Here is a 19,692-nt window from a genome sequence, read left to right as displayed (position 1 = left end):
TCCCCAGAAGAATACTCCTGCTCATCAAGAGAGAAGTTTTAGAGTTAAATCAGTTATTGCCAATTCATAATTACGGATAAAAAATTGATGAATTGCAGTATTTTTAAGGTTAAATTGGCTACTTTATACCCTGAAACCCTTATGTAGTAAGGGTTTTTAGATGCAAAACTTCAAATATTAACACAATATTAAGATTGATCCCCAATAATGTAACAAAAGGTTAATATCAAAGAGAGGGTTGCACTCAGCGCAGCCCACGGCGGCGGTAATTCTATAAAAAAGAGGCTCTGAACAATGGCTCAACTCCAGGCTCCCGAAACAGCTATAGGTAACACTACCGATATTCTTTGCTGCTACGTTAACATTACAAGCAAAATTCAGATTATCCGAATCTGTAATATTGCTAATTGGTATTTTGAACGAGTGATGTTTCCCGGACAACGGCTCTTATTTAAGGCCCCTAAGCAGTCCCTGTTAGAAGTGCATACGGGCGGAACGGCAGGGGCGATTCTCTCGGATACGATTCCCTGCGATCGCCTGATTTGTGACGAATAGAAACAGGTTTAACTTGGCATTTTTTAAAAAAAATCCAACACTGAATCCTCAAGGGGTTCCTCGATAAAAGATATCGAATTTAAAACCTGAAATATTGCTGAGATGGATAACCACAGATTTTACTGATTTTCACTGATTAATTCAAGGGAAGTTAGGGTAATCTGTGGTTAAATGTTTTTAAAGGGATGGGTGATGAGTGAACTTCGGGCTTTGATTTTTGATGTAGATGGGACTCTGGCTGAAACTGAACGAGATGCTCATCGTCCCGCGTTTAACCAAGCATTTTTGGAGGCGGGATTAGATTGGGAGTGGTCGGTAGAGTTGTATGGAGAATTACTAGAAATTGGTGGAGGGAAGGAACGCATCCGCCATTATGTGCAGCAGTATCAGTCCGATTTTCCGATTCCTAATCAGGATTTAGATCAGTTTGTTATCACGCTGCATGAGATTAAAAATAAGTATTTTGGTCAATTGGTGGTGGATAGAATTCCCTTACGTCCTGGGGTGATGCGGTTAATCCAGGAAGCAAAACGGGAGGGAGTGCGTTTGGCGATCGCCACGACTTCTGATCCCCATAATGTAGAGGCGTTGTTAAAAAGTGCGATCGCGCCGGATGGTCCGAGTTGGTTTGAAGTGATTGCTGCGGGAGATATGGTGCGGGTTAAAAAACCGGAACCAGATGTCTACCAATATGCACTCCAAGCTTTAAGTTTACAACCAGAGGATTGCTTGGCGATCGAGGATTCTCATCAAGGTTTATTAGCGGCTCAAGCTGCGGGGTTAAAAACAGTAATTACGGTTAATAATTATACTCGCAATCAAGATTTTTCCGGGGCAGAATTGGTCCTCAATTCTCTCGGGGAACCCGATGAACCCTTCACGGTTTTATCGGGGAATGTGGGTGAGGCGACTTATTTTGATTTGGCATTGGCGCGACAGTTGCATCAGAGGGGGTAAGTGTTTTGTCTCGTTAGCAGCACGCGCAATCAGAAACAACGGAAGTCGTTACGACGAATAATTGTAAAGAAGGGAGGGGCGATTCGAGAATCGCCTCCAAAAATGGGTTAAAGGGAATCAATGTTTCGGGCAGTTTCTGATAGTTTAGCTTCTCGTTGACCTTGCGATCGCGCTTGAATACAGAGTAATCCGATGGGAGTCGAGAGGATATCCGCTAGGGTGGCTTTTTTGGTAATTGCTTTTAAGGTATTTAGGGGTAACTCTTTTAAAACCCAGCGAGTTAATCGATACAGATATTCCCGTTGGTCAAGTTCTCTCATCAAATCAATCCCGTGGAGTTCATGTAAGTAACGATTAGATTTGCCATATCTGCGCCATTGACTTTGTAATGCTTTCAAGGTGGTCCGATGGCGATGTTTAACGATCGCAGTTGGGGCAAATTCTAATTTCCATTCGGTTTCTTTAAGAATTCGCCAGCAGATATCCGCATCCCCGCCGGTTGTTAGATAACTACGAAATAGCCCGATTTCGCTAAAAATAGACCGGCGAATACCCAAATTAGCAGTTTGTCCATAGGGACAAAAGGGATGTGCTAAGGTATGTTTTTGAGAGAGGGTTTCTTCCCGTTCCGCATATTGTTCCAAAATGTTATTTCCCGGCAAGGCAGCAATTTCTCCGACGACAATGCCAATTTGGGGGTTAACAAAGGGCTGAATTAAGGAAAATAACCAGTTAGGTTCGGGACGACAATCGGCATCGGTAAAAGCGATGAATTCCCCTGTGGCAGTGCGGATTCCGATATTACGGGCGGCGTAGGAACTTTGGATTTGCGGTTCGCTTAAGGGACGCAGGGTAATTTCTGGGCTGTTTTGAACTGCATTTTGTAGGAGAGTTGGGGTGCGATCGCTGCTATTATTATCCACCAGAATATACTCTACTTTCTCCGGGGGATAGGTTTGCGATCGCAGGCAGTCTATCAAGTCTGGTAAATCTTTTTCGCCATTATAAATCGGCACCACGACGGATACCTGGGGCAAAAATGAGGGAGGCATCGGTTGGGATATAGGTTGAGGGTTCATCAGAATTTATAATAGAATAATTTTAACTAATTTTAAATGATTTTAAATGACAATGGCGCACAATTGTGCGCCATTGCAGGGGAGTTATTCCGCCGATGCAGAACAGGAATTAACCTAATGTCAGACCGAGGATAGCCAGAACTCCACAAATCATATAAAATGTAGCGACGATTTGTAATTCTGACCAGCCACTCAGTTCTAAATGATGATGAATTGGAGCCATTTTAAATAACCGTTTGCCAACCCCATCCGGTCCTTTGGTGGCTTTATAATAAAGTACCTGGGCAATCACCGAGAGGGATTCCACAAAGAATAGTCCACTGATGATAAATAAAGCCCAAAGACTATCACTGGTAAGGGCAACAGCAGCTAAGGCTCCGCCCAAGGCAAGGGAACCCGTATCCCCCATAAAGACTCGCGCTGGGTTGCGATTATAGGCGACAAAACCCAGACAGCTACCACTAATGCAGGCACAGAAAATTGCTAAACTAGGATGGGTGGGGGCGACTAACGCACCTAATCCTAGAAAGGCAACTGCCCCAGTTCCTCCCATCAGTCCATCCACGCCATCGGTTAAATTTGTCGCATTACTTTCCGCAACCAGGACGAATTCGGCTAGGACCCAGAAGAAGAAACCTAGGGGTAAAATGATGCCAAAGGGGAGAGTAATTGTAGTAATGGTTGAGGGTTGAGTTAAGGCTAATCCCAAACAAAAGAGAGCGCCGAAACCGAATTGTAAGGCCAATTTCATTTTTGGAGAAATGCCTTTATTCGACTTGCGCCGGAGAATTTGCCAGTCATCCAACCACCCAATAAACCCATAACTGAGGGTGAGAGCGATCGCCGCGATCGCCTCCGGTGCAAACTCCGACCAAATCAGTGCCACCAGGGTTGCCACGGGAATAAAAAACACCCCGCCCATTGTTGGAGTGCCTGCTTTTTTCAAATGACTTTGAGGACCATCCTCTCGAATCACTTGTCCAGTTTTGAGGCGTTGCAGGGCGGGAACCACCCAGTACCCAACCGCAACAGTTGCCAAAGTACAGATAAACAGGGGTAGGGTCAAGGTTTCACCGAAATTGGCGATTCTCCCACTCAACCCATCCAGGATGAGCGATGCCCCAGTCACGGCAACGGTTAAGAGCCAAAATAAACGAGTTCCTGACAGGTTCAACCACTGAACCGATCGCATTTTTGCGTCCACTGATTTAATATCCTCACTCCACACAGACTGTTACTCCAAGCTCGGCGATCGCTTCTCCGGTGAATCTTGATTAAAATGCTTCAAAACCGAAAAACAGGTTCCAACAGGAAGGTTGTACGCCAAGAGACCTCTCCCCAAACCCCTCCCCTACGAGGGGAGGGGCTTTGATGCTCCCCTTTTTCTTGCGCCAAGGGCTTTTCCGGCTTCCCCTTCCCTACAAGGGAAGGGGGTTGGGGGGTTAGGTCTCTTCCTCTCCATCAAAACACCGGAGAAGTTTAGTCTTCCTCGACTAACTCATTGTCATCATCATCGTCATCGTAGGTGTTATCTTCCACAGACATGAGTGCAGCAATTTCTTCTTCATCAATGGCATACTCATTCTCTTTTTCTTCCCGGGCAATCAAGCGACCATTGGATTCTAGCCAATCAAGGATAGACGTTTCTTGTTGCAAAGGAATCACATCAGCAATTTTATAACGAGATTCTTCGCGTAGAGACGGGTTGTACATCTAAAACTCCTGAAAGTAAAGTCGCTCAAACTTAACGAGATTGGGCAAACTGTGTGGGTAGGGGGTGTTCTGGGGAGTGTTCCCTTCCTATTCAGAAGGGTGGAGACTCCGGCAGTGTAGACCCTTGTCAACCCTTGTCCACAGCTTCTGGGAAGCAGAGACGACCGGCTGACCCGCAACAGTACCCCTTGATAATTTTATCGGAAATCGAGTCATTCCCCCGGTTTTGGAGAGAGAAAGAATAGACCTCTTACCCAAATCCGGCTTGATCCCCCCAACCCCGGTTAAAAACGCCAATCGGCTTTTTAGAATTTTGTAAGAAGTCTAATTAATATCCCCTGCATTCGCAACAGAATCGCCGCCATAATGGTAGAAGCTGCTGAGTTGAACTTGAGGAAGTCTGAATGATTGGTAAAACGGAATTATTAGAGGCGATCGCCGGGAAAAATCGCGGAATACTCGCCACCCCCTCCCAAAAACAAGCCATTCTCGCAGCGGTTTCCCAACTGGAGGACCGCAACCCCACCCCCCGTCCTGTGGAAGCGACGGATCTCTTAGCGGGAAATTGGCGACTGCTGTACACCACTAGCGAGGAACTCCTCCGTCTCGATCGCTTTCCCCTAGCAAGTTTAGGCCAAATTTATCAATGTGTGCGTCCCACTCAAGGCAAAATTTATAATATTGCCGAAATTTCTGGATTGCCCTACTTAGATAGTTTAGTCAGCGTAGCGGCTCGATTTGAAGCGGTTTCTGAGCGGCGAGTTGAGGTAAAATTTGAGCGAGCTGTTGCCGGATTGCAGAGTCTAATTGGGTATCAATCCCCTGACGCCTTCATTAACCAAATTGAAACGGGCAAAAAATTTCTCGCCCTGGATTTCCAAATTCCCACCGGAGAACAACAAGGGTGGTTAGATATCACCTATCTCGATCGCGACTTACGGATTGGAAGAGGAAATAAAGATAGTGTTTTTGTATTAACCCAATCATGATGACGACCAACGCCACCCGAGAAGATTTTCCCATCACGAGCCAAAATCGCCTCTCCCAAGGCCAACTGAATATGCTGCAAACTTGCCCGCGCAAGTTTCAATATACTTATCTCGAACATCTCTCTTCCCCCGTCACCCCGGACCAACGAGAAAAAATGCTCTGGGGGAGTCGGTTTCACCTGTTAATGCAGCAACGGGAACTCGGGTTACCTGTGGATCTGTTGTTGCAAGCGGATGAACAGATGCAACGGTGTTATACGGGGTTACTGGAGGCTGCACCTGACCTATTTCAACCGGAGTCCCCTGAAAATCGCCAATTTCGGGCAGCGGAACATCGGCGCATTATGAATTATCAAGGGTATTTATTCACGGTTATTTATGATTTAATCATTGCCGATGCCACCGGCGCTCAAATCTTGGATTGGAAAACCTATCCTCTGCCCAAAAAAGACCGCACCCTAGCCGAGAACTGGCAAACGCGCTTGTATCCGTTTGTGTTAGCGGAAACTAGCGATTATGCACCGGAAGATATTACGATGACCTATTGGTTTGTGCAATCTGCCGAAACGGGGGCTGATCGCCCGTCTAAGTGCGAGTCTTGGACGTTCTACTACAATCGCGCCAAACATCAAGAAACGGCCCAACATCTCACTCACTTGTTAAATCAGTTAAAAACCTGGACTCAAGACTATGAAAGCCGGAAGCCATTTCCCCAAGTTGCGGTAACGGAGGGAGTCTGTTACCCTTGTCCCTTTCTCACTCGCTGTCAGCGTGGCAGCGATTCTGGGTCCCGGGTCAATCAGGGCGATCGCCTGACGGCTTTGGCTGAGATTGAAGAAGTAGAACTCTAATCCTACCGGGAAACTGGAAAATGATCACGAAATCAGCCTTGTTCCCTAGGGTTAGGCGGTTTCAATAGCGAACCGTTCATCACCCTTTTAGGATCGGGAATGACAAGTTCCAGGAGTATCCCAGCGATCGCCGGGGGGAGTGGGAGTCGGTGCCGTAGTGAGAATGAGTTGACCATTGGGGGCGATCGCCCAAGTATTGGCCTCGACTAAGGGAGGAGTCCGGGGAATCGGGGTACGGCTGAACCCCTGGGAAGTTAAATCCGAATCGCTTTCGAGGGTTCCTAAGTCCTCCAGGATGCGATCGCCATTGAAGGGGTCCGTCGGAGTGGGGGGTAATCCTCCGCGTCCTGTAACAATAAACTCACTTTCCGAGGCCCTCTTAGTACCACAGCCCTCAAAGACCAGATTTGCCAGGTTGAGCATTTCTGAAGGGAGAGCAATTAACCCTTGGGTCGGTTGGAGATCCGGGGTTTTGACTGAGACCACTCCATCGATACCTTGGCTAGAACTGGCGCTAATTTGACTCTCGGGGCTCTCAAACAGGGCTTGGGTGAAGATTTGGATGTTCCCCCCCCTGCCTTGTACGGCATTGGCTCTAATTCGACTATTTTCCAGTAAGGCGATCGCATCGGTGATGACGGCCACATTGCCCCCATCTCCAGTTCCTAGGGCTTCAGCGGAAATAGCAGACCCTTGTCGTACAGTCAGGAGATCGTTTACCTGTAATTGAACATTACCCCCTCGACCGGAGGCGGCAATTCCCAACAAAACCCCATTCTTCAGACTCAAGAGTTCACTGGCAATGTTCAGATTACCGGCCTCCCCCGTCCCTTGCGCGCTGACGGTAATGCCACTATTTTCGAGGATCAGCGATCGGGTATCAATTTGCAAGAATCCGGCATCACCCATTCCTTGAGTAGAGGTTTCCAAGGCACTTTGGTCTTGCAGTTCCACGGATGCGGATGCGGCAATTCCCAAAAACCCTGCATTTCCCTCACCTGCGGCAATAGTGGAAACAAGGGATTGATTTTGGAGGCTTAATTGACCTGTTTGAATTTGCACATATCCAGCACTTCCCGAACCTTCACTGGTGGAAATGATCAAGGATTGGTTTTGGAGTTGGACGGACTCCGAGGCGTTGATCTGAATATTTCCCCCAGAACCCGAGGCGATCGTGGAAGCGATGATGTCTGCTTGGTCTCGTAAGCGTAAGTCACCTGTATCAATAAAGATATCACCGGCTTGACCACTACCGGCAGTTCCCGTGAGTAAATAAGCGCCTTGGAGAGACATCAGATCCCTAGCGCGGACCCTCAGCGTTCCCCCAGTTCCCTGAGTGAGGGTACTGGTGGCGATGTGAGCGCCGTTGCTCAGGTTGAGTCTCCCCGTTTCTAAAGTGAGAGTACCCGCGTTACCGGAACCGGAACTTGCCGTAAATAATCCATCCTGAATTTGATCGGCTTCAAATCGTTCTTCTACAACCGCTTGGGCTAAATTAAAGGTTCCACTGCCGATGAGTTCTACAAAGTCCGTGGCTTGAATCGTCAGGTTGCCTCCGTCGCCGGTTCCCAAAGTTGAGGTAGAGATGAGTGCCCCATCTCTCACAATCAGCGATCGCGTGTTGAGGGTCAAATTGCCCGCCCGTCCCCCAGCTTGAGTTTGGGTTTCGATCGTGCTGAGATATTTGCCATCGGCACTGCCGCCGCTGACCTCTATTTCTGAGGCTGTTACGGTGATGATTCCCCCGGGAACGAGGGCGTAGGTGGTGGCCGCAATCTGCGCGCCCTCACGAACGCTAAGTCGCCCGGTTTCAATCTGGATATGTCCGGCAGGTTGAGTGGCGTTGACGTAAGCACTAGCAAAGATGCCACTGTTAAACCCCCCTACGGAACTGGTTCCCCCTGCCTCGATGGAGTCCGATACTGTGAGAGTAATGGTTCCTCCTAGACCTGCACCAAAGGTCGAGGCGGCGATCGCCCCGCCATTTTCAAGGGTGAGGGTTTGTGCTGTCAGGGTGAGATCCCCGGCATCCCCATTCCCTAAATTATCGGCAAACAGTTCGGATTCAACGAGGTGGACCCTGCCACTGTTAACGGTCATATTGCCTCCCTTGCCATCGCCAAAGGTGGCGGTAGACATAAAGGCGGAGTCGGTGAGTTGTAAAGAGGGGGTATGAAGCGTGAGATTGCCTCCATTCCCGGGACCAAAGGTGAGAGAAAAGATGCCGGTTCCGATGTCTTCGGGACGCTTGATTTGTTGGTTAAATAGGCGATCAAGGGTTTGGTTAAAACTGTTATCCCCGGTCATGACTACTGCATCGGTGGCCTGGATGGTGAGTTGGCCTCCGGTGCCCCAGCCAAAGGTAGAGGCAGAAATCAAGGCGTGATCGCTCACTTGCAGGCGGTCTGTGGTAATTTCGATGCCTCTGCCGCTTCCGTTCCCCAAGGTATCGGCTAAAATTTGGGATTGGTCGGTGAGGGTGAGTTCGCGACTGGCGATGCGGATTTGTCCTCCCGCTTCTCCACTCACATCGACCAAAGCACGGGATGAAAGGGCGATCATTTGGGCAGTGAGGTCAATTGTACCACTGGGTGCGGTCAGTTGTGCACCGGATATCGCCAAGTTGTCCCCGACTAAGGCTAACTGTTGTCCGGTGGGGACTTCTAGGCGAGTCCCATTGAGGGTAATGTTTCCCGGGTTGTTTCCCCGTTGCAATCCCAGGGGGGAACTCACGGTTAATAACGGGGAGGTATCTCCGGGATGGGCGGGAAATTCGGTGCGATCGCTAAATTGGATCCGGTCCCCGGCACTGGCAACAAATGAACCTCCTATATTTAATTGAGCATTCGCCCCGAATAGGATTCCATTAGGGTTTAATAAAAATAGATTAGCCCTGCCATTGGCTTGAAGAATTCCATCGATATTCGAGGGGTTAATTCCCGTAATTCGGGTGAAGATATTTTGAAAGGTACTGTCTTGATTAAAATAGGCGGTCCCCCCAGTTGGCACGCTAAATTCCCGCAAACTATGGAAGAGATTGGACCCGGCAGGAGTACCCCCCGTAATCACCAGGCGATCGCCCTCTGGGGTGACGATAGTATTGATGGGAAGGGTGGTATCGGGAACAATTTGAGCGCTGCTGGGATAGGCAAGTAGACCAAGGGAAAAGGGTAAAAGCAACCAGGGGATTTGCCAGGGGGGGTTGGGTTTAACCTGCCGAATTAGAGACAACATTTTGACACAAAAGTGACAGGCCGGATATTACACTCTAGCGTATCACAAGTTGGGGATAAACTGTAAAAATAGTGCATATTTTGGGGGGTGGCTAGAACCCTAGTCAACGCTCCAATTCCAGGGAGGACTGACACCAGGTTTTTGGTGCTGATGTGGTGCTAGAGCGACCCTAAAGCATTCTGACCTAAAGAGTGTGAGCCAGATGTGAGGACACCACCCCCAGGCAACACCCGGAACCCGGTCAGAATCATGATAATATTAGTAGAATCATCTAACTTTATAAGTAGGAAACCTTTGATGAATTCTGAAATTCCCCTTTCTGAAGAAAACCCGAGTGAGGCTAGTTTAGAACCCCGGGACTCCCGACCGGAAATTTATCCCGGGGAAGTTTTTGCAAATGTGGCTGATTTTGATACGGGCATTCGCCAATTATTACCGATTTATGATGATTTATTGGCGGCGTTACTGCGCTGCATTCCTATTACCAGTAAACATATTTTAGAACTCGGGTGTGGGACCGGAGAACTGAGCCTTAAACTGTTAGCTCATTGTCCGGAGGCGGAGTTAGTGGCGGTAGATTATTCCCCGCGAATGTTGAACAGGTGTCAGGATAAAATTGAAGCGGCAGGCTATGGGGAACGGGTGCGTTGGATCGAGGCGGATTTTGGAAATTTGGCAAGCTTAAATGTGCGAATTGCACCGCATCAGGGGTTTGATGTCTGTGCCTCTTCGTTAGCCATTCATCATCTTAGCGATCCGGTCAAATTAAAGCTGTTTAAATGGGTTCGGCAAAATCTGTCCCCAGGGGGATGTTTTTGGAATGCTGACCCCGTATTATCAGAAACTTCAGCATTAGAGGCGATTTATCAGGCAGTCAGAGAGGAGGGGGTCAAGGCACAGGGAATCAGTCTGGAAAATGTGCGGGCTAAATGTGGTAAATCCATTCCCCAAGGCTACTCGGGTCCCGATCGCTTGGCAACGGTGTTAGAACAGGTAGATCTGTTGAAATCTGCCGATTTTGCCACGGTAGCTATCCCTTGGAAACACTATGGACTAGCGGTTTTTGGGGGAAGTTGTGGAGGGATTTAGGATGACGCAGGAGGTAGGATTGATGAGATGAAAAGCCAGTTTGCCCAGGGGAAGCAGAAACCTGGCACTGATCCCCCAGTTTATCCCGAGGAAACTCTGAGTCGGAGTCAGTCCTAGAGGGGAGGAAAACCGCTATAATTGCCACAGTAGGCAGGTGGCAATGGGGACTTAACTCCGGTCACTCCTGTTGTGAAAGATTGCTCTCGATTTGATCACGCGGTCCCCTATGGAGAGAGTAATCTAGCGAAAGCAATCATGGGGTCTTAATTCACAAGGCTCGTGTCCCCCTAGCGAGGAAATCAATGTTGGAACCATCACGCTCCCGGATTCGGCGCTATAGTTTTGCTGTGGCAGCGGTAGTCGTGTCTTTGATCCTGAAGTTATTAATTTCTTCAGAACTCATGACAAACAACCCGTTTTTGTTGTTTAGCGCGACGGTGGCGGTGAGTGCGTGGTATGGAGGACTTCAGGCGGGATTACTAGCTACCCTTTTAGCTGCTGCTTGCGGGGAATATTTCTTTTTGGTGCCGTTTTATTCGTTCGGACAACATAACCCCGGTCAAACTTTAGCTTTGGGGGTATTTCTGATAGAAGGATTCGCCCTTAGTTTGCTGATTTCGGCACTGTACAACTCCCGACAAAAGGCGGAATTATATGCGCAGGGGTTAGAAAATACCCAGGAACAATTCCGACAAATTGCTGAAAATATTGATCGCCTGATCTGGATGACGGACATCCAGAAAACGGAAGTATTTTATGTCAGTCCTCAATATGAACAGATGTGGGGGCGATCGCTAGAGAGTCTCTATCAGCAACCCTCGTCATTTTTGGAAGGAGTGCATCCCGAGGACCGCGATCGCGTCAGAACCGCCTTAGCCAAACAGTCAAGCGGGGAATATCATGAAGAATATCGCACGATTCATCCCAATGGAACCATTCGTTGGGTGCGATCGCGGGCGTTTCCCATTCGCGATAATCGCACAGGAGAGGTGTATCGAGTTGCGGGAATCGTTGAAGATATCACCGAACGCAAGCAGATAGAACAGGAGTTTTTATACGCCAATGAGCGGTATCAACGGGCTTCAACGGCGGTCAATTGTGTGATTTATGACTGGAATTTAGAAAGTCAGCAGGTGGTTCGCAGTGAAAGCCTCAGCCAATTCTTAGGCTATCCCTTAGCCGAGGAGGGACAAGATACTACCTGGTGGCTTTCTCTAATCCATCCCGATGACTTAGAACCGGCTTTTCTTGCCATGCAGAAGGCATTAGAAGAACATACTCGGTTTGATATAGAATACCGCATTCGGCATCAAGATGGCCGATATTTGAATGTATCCGATCGCGGGGGAATTCTGCGGGATGAATCCGGGAAAGCAGTTCGGGTGATTGGGACCACTATCGATATCAGCGATCGCAAAAAAACCGAAACCGAATTACAACAACGAGAAGAACTTTTCCGAACTTCGGTAGAAAACCTCTTAGACTGTTTTGGAATCTATACATCCGTGCGAGATGAATCGGGGGAAATTATAGACTTTCGCATTGAATATGTCAATGCCGCAGCCTGTACCAGCAATGGATTATCTCGGGAAGAACAAATCGGGAAAAGAGTTTGCGATTTATTTCCCGGATACCGAACCAGCGGACTCTTTGACGAATATTGCCAAGTGGTTGAAACCAGAAAACCCTTGGTCAAAGATTCCTTTGTAAACGAACAACTCACTACCGCCACAGGACGTCCGAAAGCCTTTGATATCCGAGGGGTGGCATTTGGAGATGGATTTCTAGCAACCTGGCACGATATTAGCGAACGCAAACAAGTTGAAAATGAACTCTACCGACGGGAACGAGAATTTACAGCCTTGGCTGAAAATTCACCCGATATTATTGCTCGGTTGGACCGAAAAATGCGTCCTTTGTATGTAAACCGAGCCATCTCACGAGTGCTGGGGCGATCGCCTGAAGAGTTTCTTCGCACCAGTAACCCAGAACTCGCCGTTCCCGGAATCTTGTCGCCTGAGTGCCAAGGGGCAATTGCCCAAGTCTTTGCCACCGGACAGGAAGGGGAAATTGAAGGGGACTTAATTGATGTCAACGGGTTGACGCGCTCTTATCAGTCTCGCTTAGTTCCGGAATTTGATCGGGATGGCCGAGTAGAATCGGTCTTATCTCTCAGTCGTGATATCACAGAATATAAAATAGCCCAGGCTACATCTGAGCGGAACCAGGAACGACTACGACTCGCTTTGGAATCGGCCAAATTAGGCTTGTGGGATTACGATTTGGAGTCGCAAAACATTTCCGTATCCCTGCGATGTTTTGAAATCTTTGGACTGGACCTACCCTCGACGGTGATTAAATATGCTCGGTTCGTTCAATGTTTGCATCCCGAGGACCGGGACCGGGTAAATCGGGCGGTACAACGTGCGATTAACGATCAGGCAGATTATGACATCGAGTATCGAATTATCCGAACGGACGAATCCCTGCGGTGGATTGCCGCCAAAGGTCGAGCCTTTTACGATGACAAGGGGACTGCAGTTCGGATGGGGGGAGTGCTGCTGGATATCACGGAACGGAAAAAGGCAGAAGAAGAACGCGATCGCCTGCTCAAACAATTAGAATTTGAGCAACAACTGTTAAAAGCAGTCCTGCAACAAATGCCCGCTGGTGCGATCGTTGCTGAAGCCCCTTCTGGGAAAGTTCTGCTGAGTAACAAACAAGCGCAAGCGATTTTGATAGGTGCGATCGCCGAAGACAAAAATTTAGAAGAGGACCGCTTGTTCCAAGGCATTCATCCTGATGGACGACCCTATCATCAACAAGAATTACCCATGTCTCGCGCCATTACCTTGGGTGAGACGATCATTGATGACGAAATCGAAATTCCCCTGACTAATGGGCACTCTCAGATTTTGTGCCTGAGTGCTAAACCCGTGAAAAATTTAGCGGGACGAATTGTCGCAGGGGTCGTGATGTTCTACGATATTAGCGATCGCAAGTTAGCCGAACGCCAGCGCGAGGAGTTGCTCTTGCGCGAACAAGAAGCCCGGAGGCAAGCAGAAGCCGCCAGTCGCATGAAAGACGAATTTTTGGCAATTGTCTCACACGAGTTGCGATCGCCCTTAAATGCGATTTTAGGCTGGTCTCGCCTGCTGCGTCGCCGCAAACTCAACCCGGAAAAAATGGCTCAGGCCCTGGAATCCATCGAACGCAATGCCGAAATGCAAACCCAGTTAATTGAAGACCTCCTGGACATTTCACGCATCATTCGCGGCAAAATTCGCCTCTACCTGCGTCCGTTGCAATTAACCCCGGCGATCGAAGCCGCGATCAATACCGTGCGTCCTACCGCAGAGATTAAAAAAATCAAGCTTATAACTACCCTTGATCCAGGAGTGGGATTGGTTTCCGGAGATGGCGATCGCCTCCAACAAGTCATCTGGAATCTGCTCTCCAATGCCGTAAAATTCACGCCAGAAGGCGGACGCGTGGAGATTTGTTTAGAACGGGTGGAAAACTCAATACAAATCCGGATTAGTGATACGGGAATCGGCATCGAACCGGAATTTCTCCCTTATATGTTTGAACGGTTTCGGCAGGCGGATAGTAAAACCACGCGATCTCATGGGGGATTAGGATTGGGGTTGGCGATCGTCCGCAACCTCGTCGAACTGCATGGCGGCCAGATTTTTGCTCAGAGTCCGGGACTGGGAAAAGGGTCTACCTTTGTGGTCCAACTTCCCCGTTTACAGGATACAAGTGAGGGGATAGAGGAACAAGGTTTAGAGTCGTCATCGGTGGAATGCGATCAATCCTTCTCAGAACTCGCCGGGTTAAAAATCTTAGTCGTGGATGATGAATTTGATACTCGGGAGTTTTTAATCACCGCTTTAGAACAATATGGGGCTGAAGTTTTTGCCGCTGCCTCCACTGCCGAGGCGATCGCTTTAATCCAAAAAATGCAACCGCAAATTCTGCTTAGTGATATCGGAATGCCCGGAGAAGATGGCTATAGCTTAATTCGCCAAATCCGCACCTTACCCCCAGAACAAGGCGGAAAAATTCCCGCTGCCGCCCTCACCGCTTATACTCGCACTGAGGACCGTATTCTCGCCCTCGCCGCTGGATTTCAGATGCATATTCCTAAACCTATTGACCCCAGACATTTGATAGAAGTTGTCGGACAACTGAGGAAAAAATAATCAGGCGGAATCGGAGTTTTAAAGGTTTCTAAAAACAAAAACCCGCAGGTTCAAGCCCGGAGACATACGGACAAAGCCTGCCTAAGCCCGCTAAGAGAGATAACCCGATTGGGTATCATACTTTTTAATTCTGTGACTTTTCATCCTCAATATCCCCTGGATTTTTCCCCATTAATAAATAAGTCGTCATTTCTCCCTTACCCTTAATCAATACTTTTCCCCGTTCCTGAAATAGATACTCCCCTTTTAAAAACTGATAGGTTTCCCGAGTGACTTGAATCGCCCCTGGAATCCCGTGAGATTCCATTCTTGAGGCCAGATTCACCGTATCTCCCCATAAATCATAAATAAATTTTTTAATGCCAATTACTCCGGCAATCACTGGACCCGTAGCGATGCCAATACGGATGCGAAAATTCTGCCCAGTTTTCTGATTAAATGTGGCGATCGCCCGTTGCATATCTAACGCCATATCCGCAATAGCTTGAGCATGATCATCCCGAGGTTCGGGTAATCCTGAAACGACCATATAAGCATCCCCTATTGTTTTAATTTTCTCCAATTGATGCAACTCTGCCAAAGCATCAAACTCCGAGAAAATTTGATTGAGTAATTCCACTAATTCCCAGGGGGAAATATGGGAAGAAAGTTCCGTAAACCCGACAATATCCGCAAACAAAACTGAAACATTGGTATAACTATCCGCCAAATTTTTGGGGTTTTGTTTCAACCGAGTCGCAATGGAATGAGGTAAAACATTTAATAATAAACTTTCCGACAATTTTTGTTCTTCTTCCAGTTGAGCATAAGCCTCTTCTAAATCCCAGCGGGCTTTAAACTCTGCTTTTTGTAATTGTTCATATAAATAAACAGACAAATTACCAATGAAACAGACCCAAAAGAAATATAAAATTACAACAGGGGGATCTAACCAACCCGGGCTACTTAAGGTAACACCCAATGCAGTATTCACCCCAAAAAAGTATAAAAACACCCCCAATTGTGCCACAAGATGGAGATACCAACGCACCGGAGTAAATGTAGCTTGACCGAAAAACATAATCGTCCAAACCAAGATATCGGGTTGAGCAACTCCAGACAAAATATCCTGAACTTGGGGAACAATTGTGACCGACCAATAAAAAGCGAGAAAGACTAAACTTGGATAGCGGCGACCTAATTTGCTATGCTGAAGTAACAGGCATAACAGTAAACTGAGTTCAATGCTCACCTGCGATCGTAACCATTCCGGCTCAAATGCCCCAGGACGGAACAACCAATTGCTCACCTGTAGCAGACTGGAACTCAAAAACGCCATCAATCCAATCCACAAACCCACATCCAGACGCTTGCGCATGAAACGGTCCCGCCATGCCTCATATTCAGCATCATGGGAGGCATTGGCAGAGAGGGGAGATTTGAAGACCTTGGTCAGCAGAGACGCTACCGGGTTGTTTTCAAGAAAGTCATGCTGCATGGGTGTTTGCCATCCGGTTGAGGGACTTGAATGCCAATCGGTTCTCCTGAGTGTGCCACATTTTGCGCCCAGTGATTAATCTCTGAGTGTAGCATTATTTTGAAGTGACCCTGAATCGGCGATTCGAGGTGGAGGATTCTACAGGAAAATCAACAGGATTCGGGAAACAAATCACCCAAACCTCGGGCTTAAATTGAGGTCAAAGGAAGGGAAAGAGATCCGGATTTAGGAAAGGGACTGGGATTGCCAATACAAACAAATGCCGCCCAATATTTAACTCTAGCAAAGGGTTGAAAATCATCCGGTTCTGTAGTTAATTCCTGTAACTGTTTCGCACTGCCATAACTATGCTGTGCCACCGCATCAATTGCCTCTTCTGTTAACCATTGAGGACGGATTTTACCAATAGTAATCTGCTGTAAATAGCGTTGTGCCTCCTCCAATGCCTCAGTGCGACCCAAATCCGTCTCAAACAAATTGTGATAAAATCGTTCCATTAAAATTGCCGTGGGTACATCGGGAACACTCCACAGACTCATCACCACGGTTTCTGCACCCGCCACAATAAAAGAGCGTCGTAATCCCAGCACCCCCTCACCAATGGTCTGATCTCCCAAAGCTGTATTACAAGCCGATAGCACCACCAACCGAGTCCCGGTTAAATCCACCTGAAACGCACCCTGTGCCGTCAACACCCCCTCCTCCGCCAGTTCCGGTAAAATGCCCCCTTGCCGCGCCGTATTCGCCCCAGCCAAGGCTAAACCGGCTCGCGTCATCGGGTCCTGGAACTCTGCCCGGTATCGACTGCGAACCGATAACGGCATCCCTGGCTTTGTCTCACTTCCCATAATTTGTGGGAACATTCCCCAGTCTGGGGGAGTTTGGTGAATGGGGAGAAAATAACCATGAGTGGCGATATGGACAATTTTGGGCGATCGGCACCGAGACAGCAAAGATTTCACCGCCTGGGCTTCTGTATAGAGGGGAACGCCCAATAATTCAGCTATCAACTCCCCTTCAATTTGCGTCCCTGGCAACGGTTTGAAGACCTCCTCTTGGTGCGGTTGGGGAGTTTTCTGCGGTAGCGAACTCCCCTCCATCTGCAAATTATAATCGGGATTGGCAATCACTAACGAGTCCGTATAGTCCACGGGAATCGGGAACTCAAACCGCAACAAATCTCGCCCTACACTCAGATAGCGCAACCGATACTCATCCATCAAATAGGCAATTCCCTCCTGGGACAAAATCCCAAAAGGCAGGGTGTTCAATTCTCCATCGGGGGCAATATATACTGTCTGCTGGTCTTGCAGATAGGGTTTCAGGGGGACAATCAGCTTTTGATACAATTCCTGCCCTTCCGAGGAGGTGTAGATCCGAAGGAGAACCGGGTCAGGTGCTTTCTCCACAGGGGTGTTGTCCTTCCTAGAGTATCTCACTAGGTCGCGATCTGGGTGAGACTGTTCCTTCCTAGAAACCGACTCGCGGAATGTCTGACAGAGGCGATCAATCTCCTCCGCTTCCCCTAAATCAATCATTTTCACCCCTGCCGCCTCTCCTGCGGGCAACACAAACGCCAGATATCGCGCTGGAAACCGTTGTTTATCCCCATGCGCTTTCACTGCCTTGAAATTAATCACATTAAATCGCACAAACTCCACCAGAGTTGACCCCTCGGGGAGAGCTTGGGCGATCGCCTCCCGACTGGCATCATTCAAGTGCATTTGTAGGTTCATCTCCGGCATTTGACGACTCAGCGATCGTTCCACCTCCTCTCGTTCCTGAGTGACCCTTGCCAATTCTGCCCGATAACCGGACAACTGTTCCCCAGATTGATTCTGCATCTGGGTCGTCAAAAAGCTCACTTGCTGAATCAATTGACGCAATTTCTCAAATTCCGGCATCAGGTGCGGGTAACGTCCGGAAAAGATGAGCGATCGCAGCAACAAACCCGCCTCCGTCGCCAACCCCTTGCGCCGCAACACCAAATCCAACGCCGCTTGTTTCGCCGTTACATTCTCCGGCAAATATTGGGTAATTAGAGAGAGAAATCTCTCTAACTGCCAATAGTTTTGCTGCATATATTCCAGGCGTTGCCTGTCACTGCTGATAGATAAGATTTCACCAATGGTCCGGTTTTGAATTTGGTTCGCCTTCTGCATCAGTCGGAATGCTTCTTGAGGGCGATCAGTTGCCGCCGTGAGTATAGTCACATTCTGCAAAATAGCGGCATAGTCGGGATGATTCTCACCCAACTGCACTCTCCTAATCTCCATCGCTTGCCGGTAAAGGGGTTCAGCATCGCTCAACCGCCCCATGTTTTGGTACAGTCCCGCCAAATTGTTCAAACTGGTGGCATAGTCGGGATGATTCTCACCCAACTGCACTCTCCAAATCTCCATTGCTTGCAGGTAAAGGGGTTCTGCATCGCTCAACCGCCCCATTGCATAGTACAGTCCCGCCAAATTGTTCAAACTGGTGGCATAGTCGGGATGATTCTCACCCAACTGCACTCTCCAAATCTCCATTGCTTGCAGGTAAAGGGGTTCTGCATCGCTCAACCGCCCCATGTCTTGGTACAGTAGCGCCAAATTGTTCAAACTGCTGGCATAGTCGGGATGATTCTCACCCAACTGCACTCTCCTAATCTCCATTGCTTGCAGGTAAAGGGGTTCTGCATCGCTCAACCGCCCCATGTCTTGGTACAGTCCCGCCAAATTGTTCAAACTGTTAGCATAGCTGGGATGATTCTCACCCAACTGCACTCTCTTAATCTCCATCGCTTGTCGGTAAAGGGGTTCGGCATCCGTAAACCGCCCCATTGCTCTGTACAGTAGCGCCAAATTGTTCAAACTGCTGGCATAGTTGGGATGATTCTCACCCAATTGCACTCTCAAAATCTCCATTGCTTGCCGGTAAAGGGATTCAGCATCGCTCAACCGCCCCATTGCATAGTACAGTCCCGCCAAATTGTTCAAACTGCTGGCATAGCTGGGATGATTCTCACTCAACTGCACTCTCAAAATCTCCATTGCTTGCCGGTAAAGGGGTTCAGCATCGCTCAACCGCCCCATTGCATAGTACAGTGACGCCAAATTGTTCAAGAGTGTGGCATAGTTATGATTATTCGTGCCGAAAGCCAATTTTCCCAGTTCACACGCTTGTTGAGCCAATTGAATCCCTTGCTCGTAGTGACCGTTTTCATAGGCTCTTACTGCCTTGTTACCCAAGGATCTAACTTGCTCAACCAGATTATCAAACATCAGTCAACCTCCAATACTTGTGTAAACCAATATTCTGTTAGCTCAAAATTTGGCCTATTCCCTTGTCTAATATTCCCGAATCCAACCCCGACTAACCTAAATCTCTGTCTCCGGACCGAGGGGCGCATCTCGATAAATATGAGCGCCGATAGGTCCAAAAAATCATCAAGGCATCGGATAAAATTGTGCAAGTGGCATCAACCTCTGGGGTTTTCTCTGATGGATGTGACCCATTTTATCCCTTGGATTCATTGCCCGATGCTCAAGGGTTATGAATGGG

General features: G+C 48.3%; 11 protein-coding genes and 1 pseudogene. 6 read left to right on the top strand and 6 right to left on the bottom strand.

Going from position 1 to position 19,692, the window contains the following annotated elements; translation table 11 throughout:
- Positions 1 to 294 precede the first annotated feature (294 nt).
- Positions 295 to 552: pseudogene (locus tag NG796_RS03040) on the top strand (DUF1830 domain-containing protein); the annotation flags it as partial.
- 195 nt (positions 553 to 747) lie between these two features.
- Positions 748 to 1,512, top strand: a complete 765-nt coding sequence (locus NG796_RS03035) for an HAD family hydrolase (RefSeq protein WP_261204445.1) — start codon at positions 748 to 750, stop codon at positions 1,510 to 1,512.
- Between the two features lie 107 nt (positions 1,513 to 1,619).
- On the opposite strand, the gene NG796_RS03030 is transcribed toward NG796_RS03035, so the two are convergent.
- The 3 genes from NG796_RS03030 to NG796_RS03020 form a co-directional block, all read right to left on the bottom strand.
- The gene (locus tag NG796_RS03030) at positions 1,620 to 2,591 is read right to left on the bottom strand and encodes a glycosyltransferase (protein WP_261204444.1); all 972 of its coding nucleotides are present in this window, start codon (positions 2,589 to 2,591) and stop codon (positions 1,620 to 1,622) included.
- Between the two features lie 109 nt (positions 2,592 to 2,700).
- Positions 2,701 to 3,783 carry a phospho-N-acetylmuramoyl-pentapeptide-transferase gene (gene mraY, locus NG796_RS03025; protein WP_261204574.1) on the bottom strand — a complete coding sequence of 361 codons (1,083 nt, stop codon included), beginning with the start codon at positions 3,781 to 3,783 and terminating at the stop codon, positions 2,701 to 2,703.
- Positions 3,784 to 4,070: 287 nt separating this feature from the next.
- The gene (locus NG796_RS03020) at positions 4,071 to 4,304 is read right to left on the bottom strand and encodes a DUF3134 domain-containing protein (protein WP_261204443.1); all 234 of its coding nucleotides are present in this window, start codon (positions 4,302 to 4,304) and stop codon (positions 4,071 to 4,073) included.
- A gap of 404 nt (positions 4,305 to 4,708) precedes the next feature.
- Between NG796_RS03020 and NG796_RS03015 the strand changes: the two genes are divergently transcribed.
- Positions 4,709 to 5,293 (top strand): PAP/fibrillin family protein, encoded by a 585-nt coding sequence (locus NG796_RS03015; RefSeq protein WP_261204442.1) that lies wholly within the window; start codon positions 4,709 to 4,711, stop codon positions 5,291 to 5,293.
- Entirely contained in the window at positions 5,290 to 6,144 is an 855-nt protein-coding gene (locus tag NG796_RS03010) for a PD-(D/E)XK nuclease family protein (RefSeq protein ID WP_261204441.1), read from the top strand. Before NG796_RS03015 ends, NG796_RS03010 begins: the two co-directional genes overlap by 4 nt.
- 87 nt (positions 6,145 to 6,231) lie before the next feature.
- Here NG796_RS03010 and NG796_RS03005 read toward each other — a convergent pair whose 3' ends face one another.
- Positions 6,232 to 9,378 (bottom strand): filamentous hemagglutinin N-terminal domain-containing protein, encoded by a 3,147-nt coding sequence (locus NG796_RS03005; RefSeq protein ID WP_261204440.1) that lies wholly within the window; start codon positions 9,376 to 9,378, stop codon positions 6,232 to 6,234.
- A gap of 297 nt (positions 9,379 to 9,675) precedes the next feature.
- Here NG796_RS03005 and NG796_RS03000 point away from each other — a divergent pair, with 297 nt between their 5' ends.
- Complete coding sequence (locus NG796_RS03000; RefSeq protein ID WP_261204439.1) at positions 9,676 to 10,467, top strand: class I SAM-dependent methyltransferase; 792 nt, start codon at positions 9,676 to 9,678, stop codon at positions 10,465 to 10,467.
- 302 nt (positions 10,468 to 10,769) lie between these two features.
- A complete protein-coding gene (locus tag NG796_RS02995; RefSeq protein WP_261204438.1) occupies positions 10,770 to 14,672 on the top strand; it encodes a PAS domain-containing protein in 3,903 nt (1,300 codons plus the stop codon).
- A gap of 124 nt (positions 14,673 to 14,796) precedes the next feature.
- On the opposite strand, the gene NG796_RS02990 is transcribed toward NG796_RS02995, so the two are convergent.
- Positions 14,797 to 16,149: an adenylate/guanylate cyclase domain-containing protein gene (locus tag NG796_RS02990; RefSeq protein ID WP_261204437.1), complete on the bottom strand. Its 1,353-nt coding sequence runs from the start codon at positions 16,147 to 16,149 to the stop codon at positions 14,797 to 14,799.
- A gap of 188 nt (positions 16,150 to 16,337) precedes the next feature.
- The gene (locus NG796_RS02985) at positions 16,338 to 19,412 is read right to left on the bottom strand and encodes a CHAT domain-containing tetratricopeptide repeat protein (protein ID WP_261204436.1); all 3,075 of its coding nucleotides are present in this window, start codon (positions 19,410 to 19,412) and stop codon (positions 16,338 to 16,340) included.
- Positions 19,413 to 19,692 lie beyond the last annotated feature (280 nt).

This window comes from Laspinema sp. D2d (genome assembly GCF_025370755.1).
Lineage (GTDB): Bacteria > Cyanobacteriota > Cyanobacteriia > Cyanobacteriales > Laspinemataceae > Laspinema.
The sequence above is the reverse complement of the archived record's forward strand: the minus strand, read 5'-3'. Positions and strand labels throughout refer to the sequence as shown.

Excerpts from the sequence above, each read along its gene's own strand:
- NG796_RS03020 (WP_261204443.1), bottom strand. The coding sequence starts at position 4,304 with ATGTACAACCCGTCTCTACGCGAAGAATCTCGTTATAAAATTGCTGAT.
- NG796_RS03010 (WP_261204441.1), top strand. The coding sequence starts at position 5,290 with ATGATGACGACCAACGCCACCCGAGAAGATTTTCCCATCACGAGCCAA.
- NG796_RS03005 (WP_261204440.1), bottom strand. The coding sequence starts at position 9,378 with ATGTTGTCTCTAATTCGGCAGGTTAAACCCAACCCCCCCTGGCAAATC.
- NG796_RS02995 (WP_261204438.1), top strand. The coding sequence starts at position 10,770 with ATGTTGGAACCATCACGCTCCCGGATTCGGCGCTATAGTTTTGCTGTG.
- NG796_RS03030 (WP_261204444.1), bottom strand. The coding sequence starts at position 2,591 with ATGAACCCTCAACCTATATCCCAACCGATGCCTCCCTCATTTTTGCCC.
- NG796_RS03000 (WP_261204439.1), top strand. The coding sequence starts at position 9,676 with ATGAATTCTGAAATTCCCCTTTCTGAAGAAAACCCGAGTGAGGCTAGT.
- NG796_RS02990 (WP_261204437.1), bottom strand. The coding sequence starts at position 16,149 with ATGCAGCATGACTTTCTTGAAAACAACCCGGTAGCGTCTCTGCTGACC.
- NG796_RS03015 (WP_261204442.1), top strand. The coding sequence starts at position 4,709 with ATGATTGGTAAAACGGAATTATTAGAGGCGATCGCCGGGAAAAATCGC.
- NG796_RS03035 (WP_261204445.1), top strand. The coding sequence starts at position 748 with ATGAGTGAACTTCGGGCTTTGATTTTTGATGTAGATGGGACTCTGGCT.
- NG796_RS02985 (WP_261204436.1), bottom strand. The coding sequence starts at position 19,412 with ATGTTTGATAATCTGGTTGAGCAAGTTAGATCCTTGGGTAACAAGGCA.
- mraY (WP_261204574.1), bottom strand. The coding sequence starts at position 3,783 with ATGCGATCGGTTCAGTGGTTGAACCTGTCAGGAACTCGTTTATTTTGG.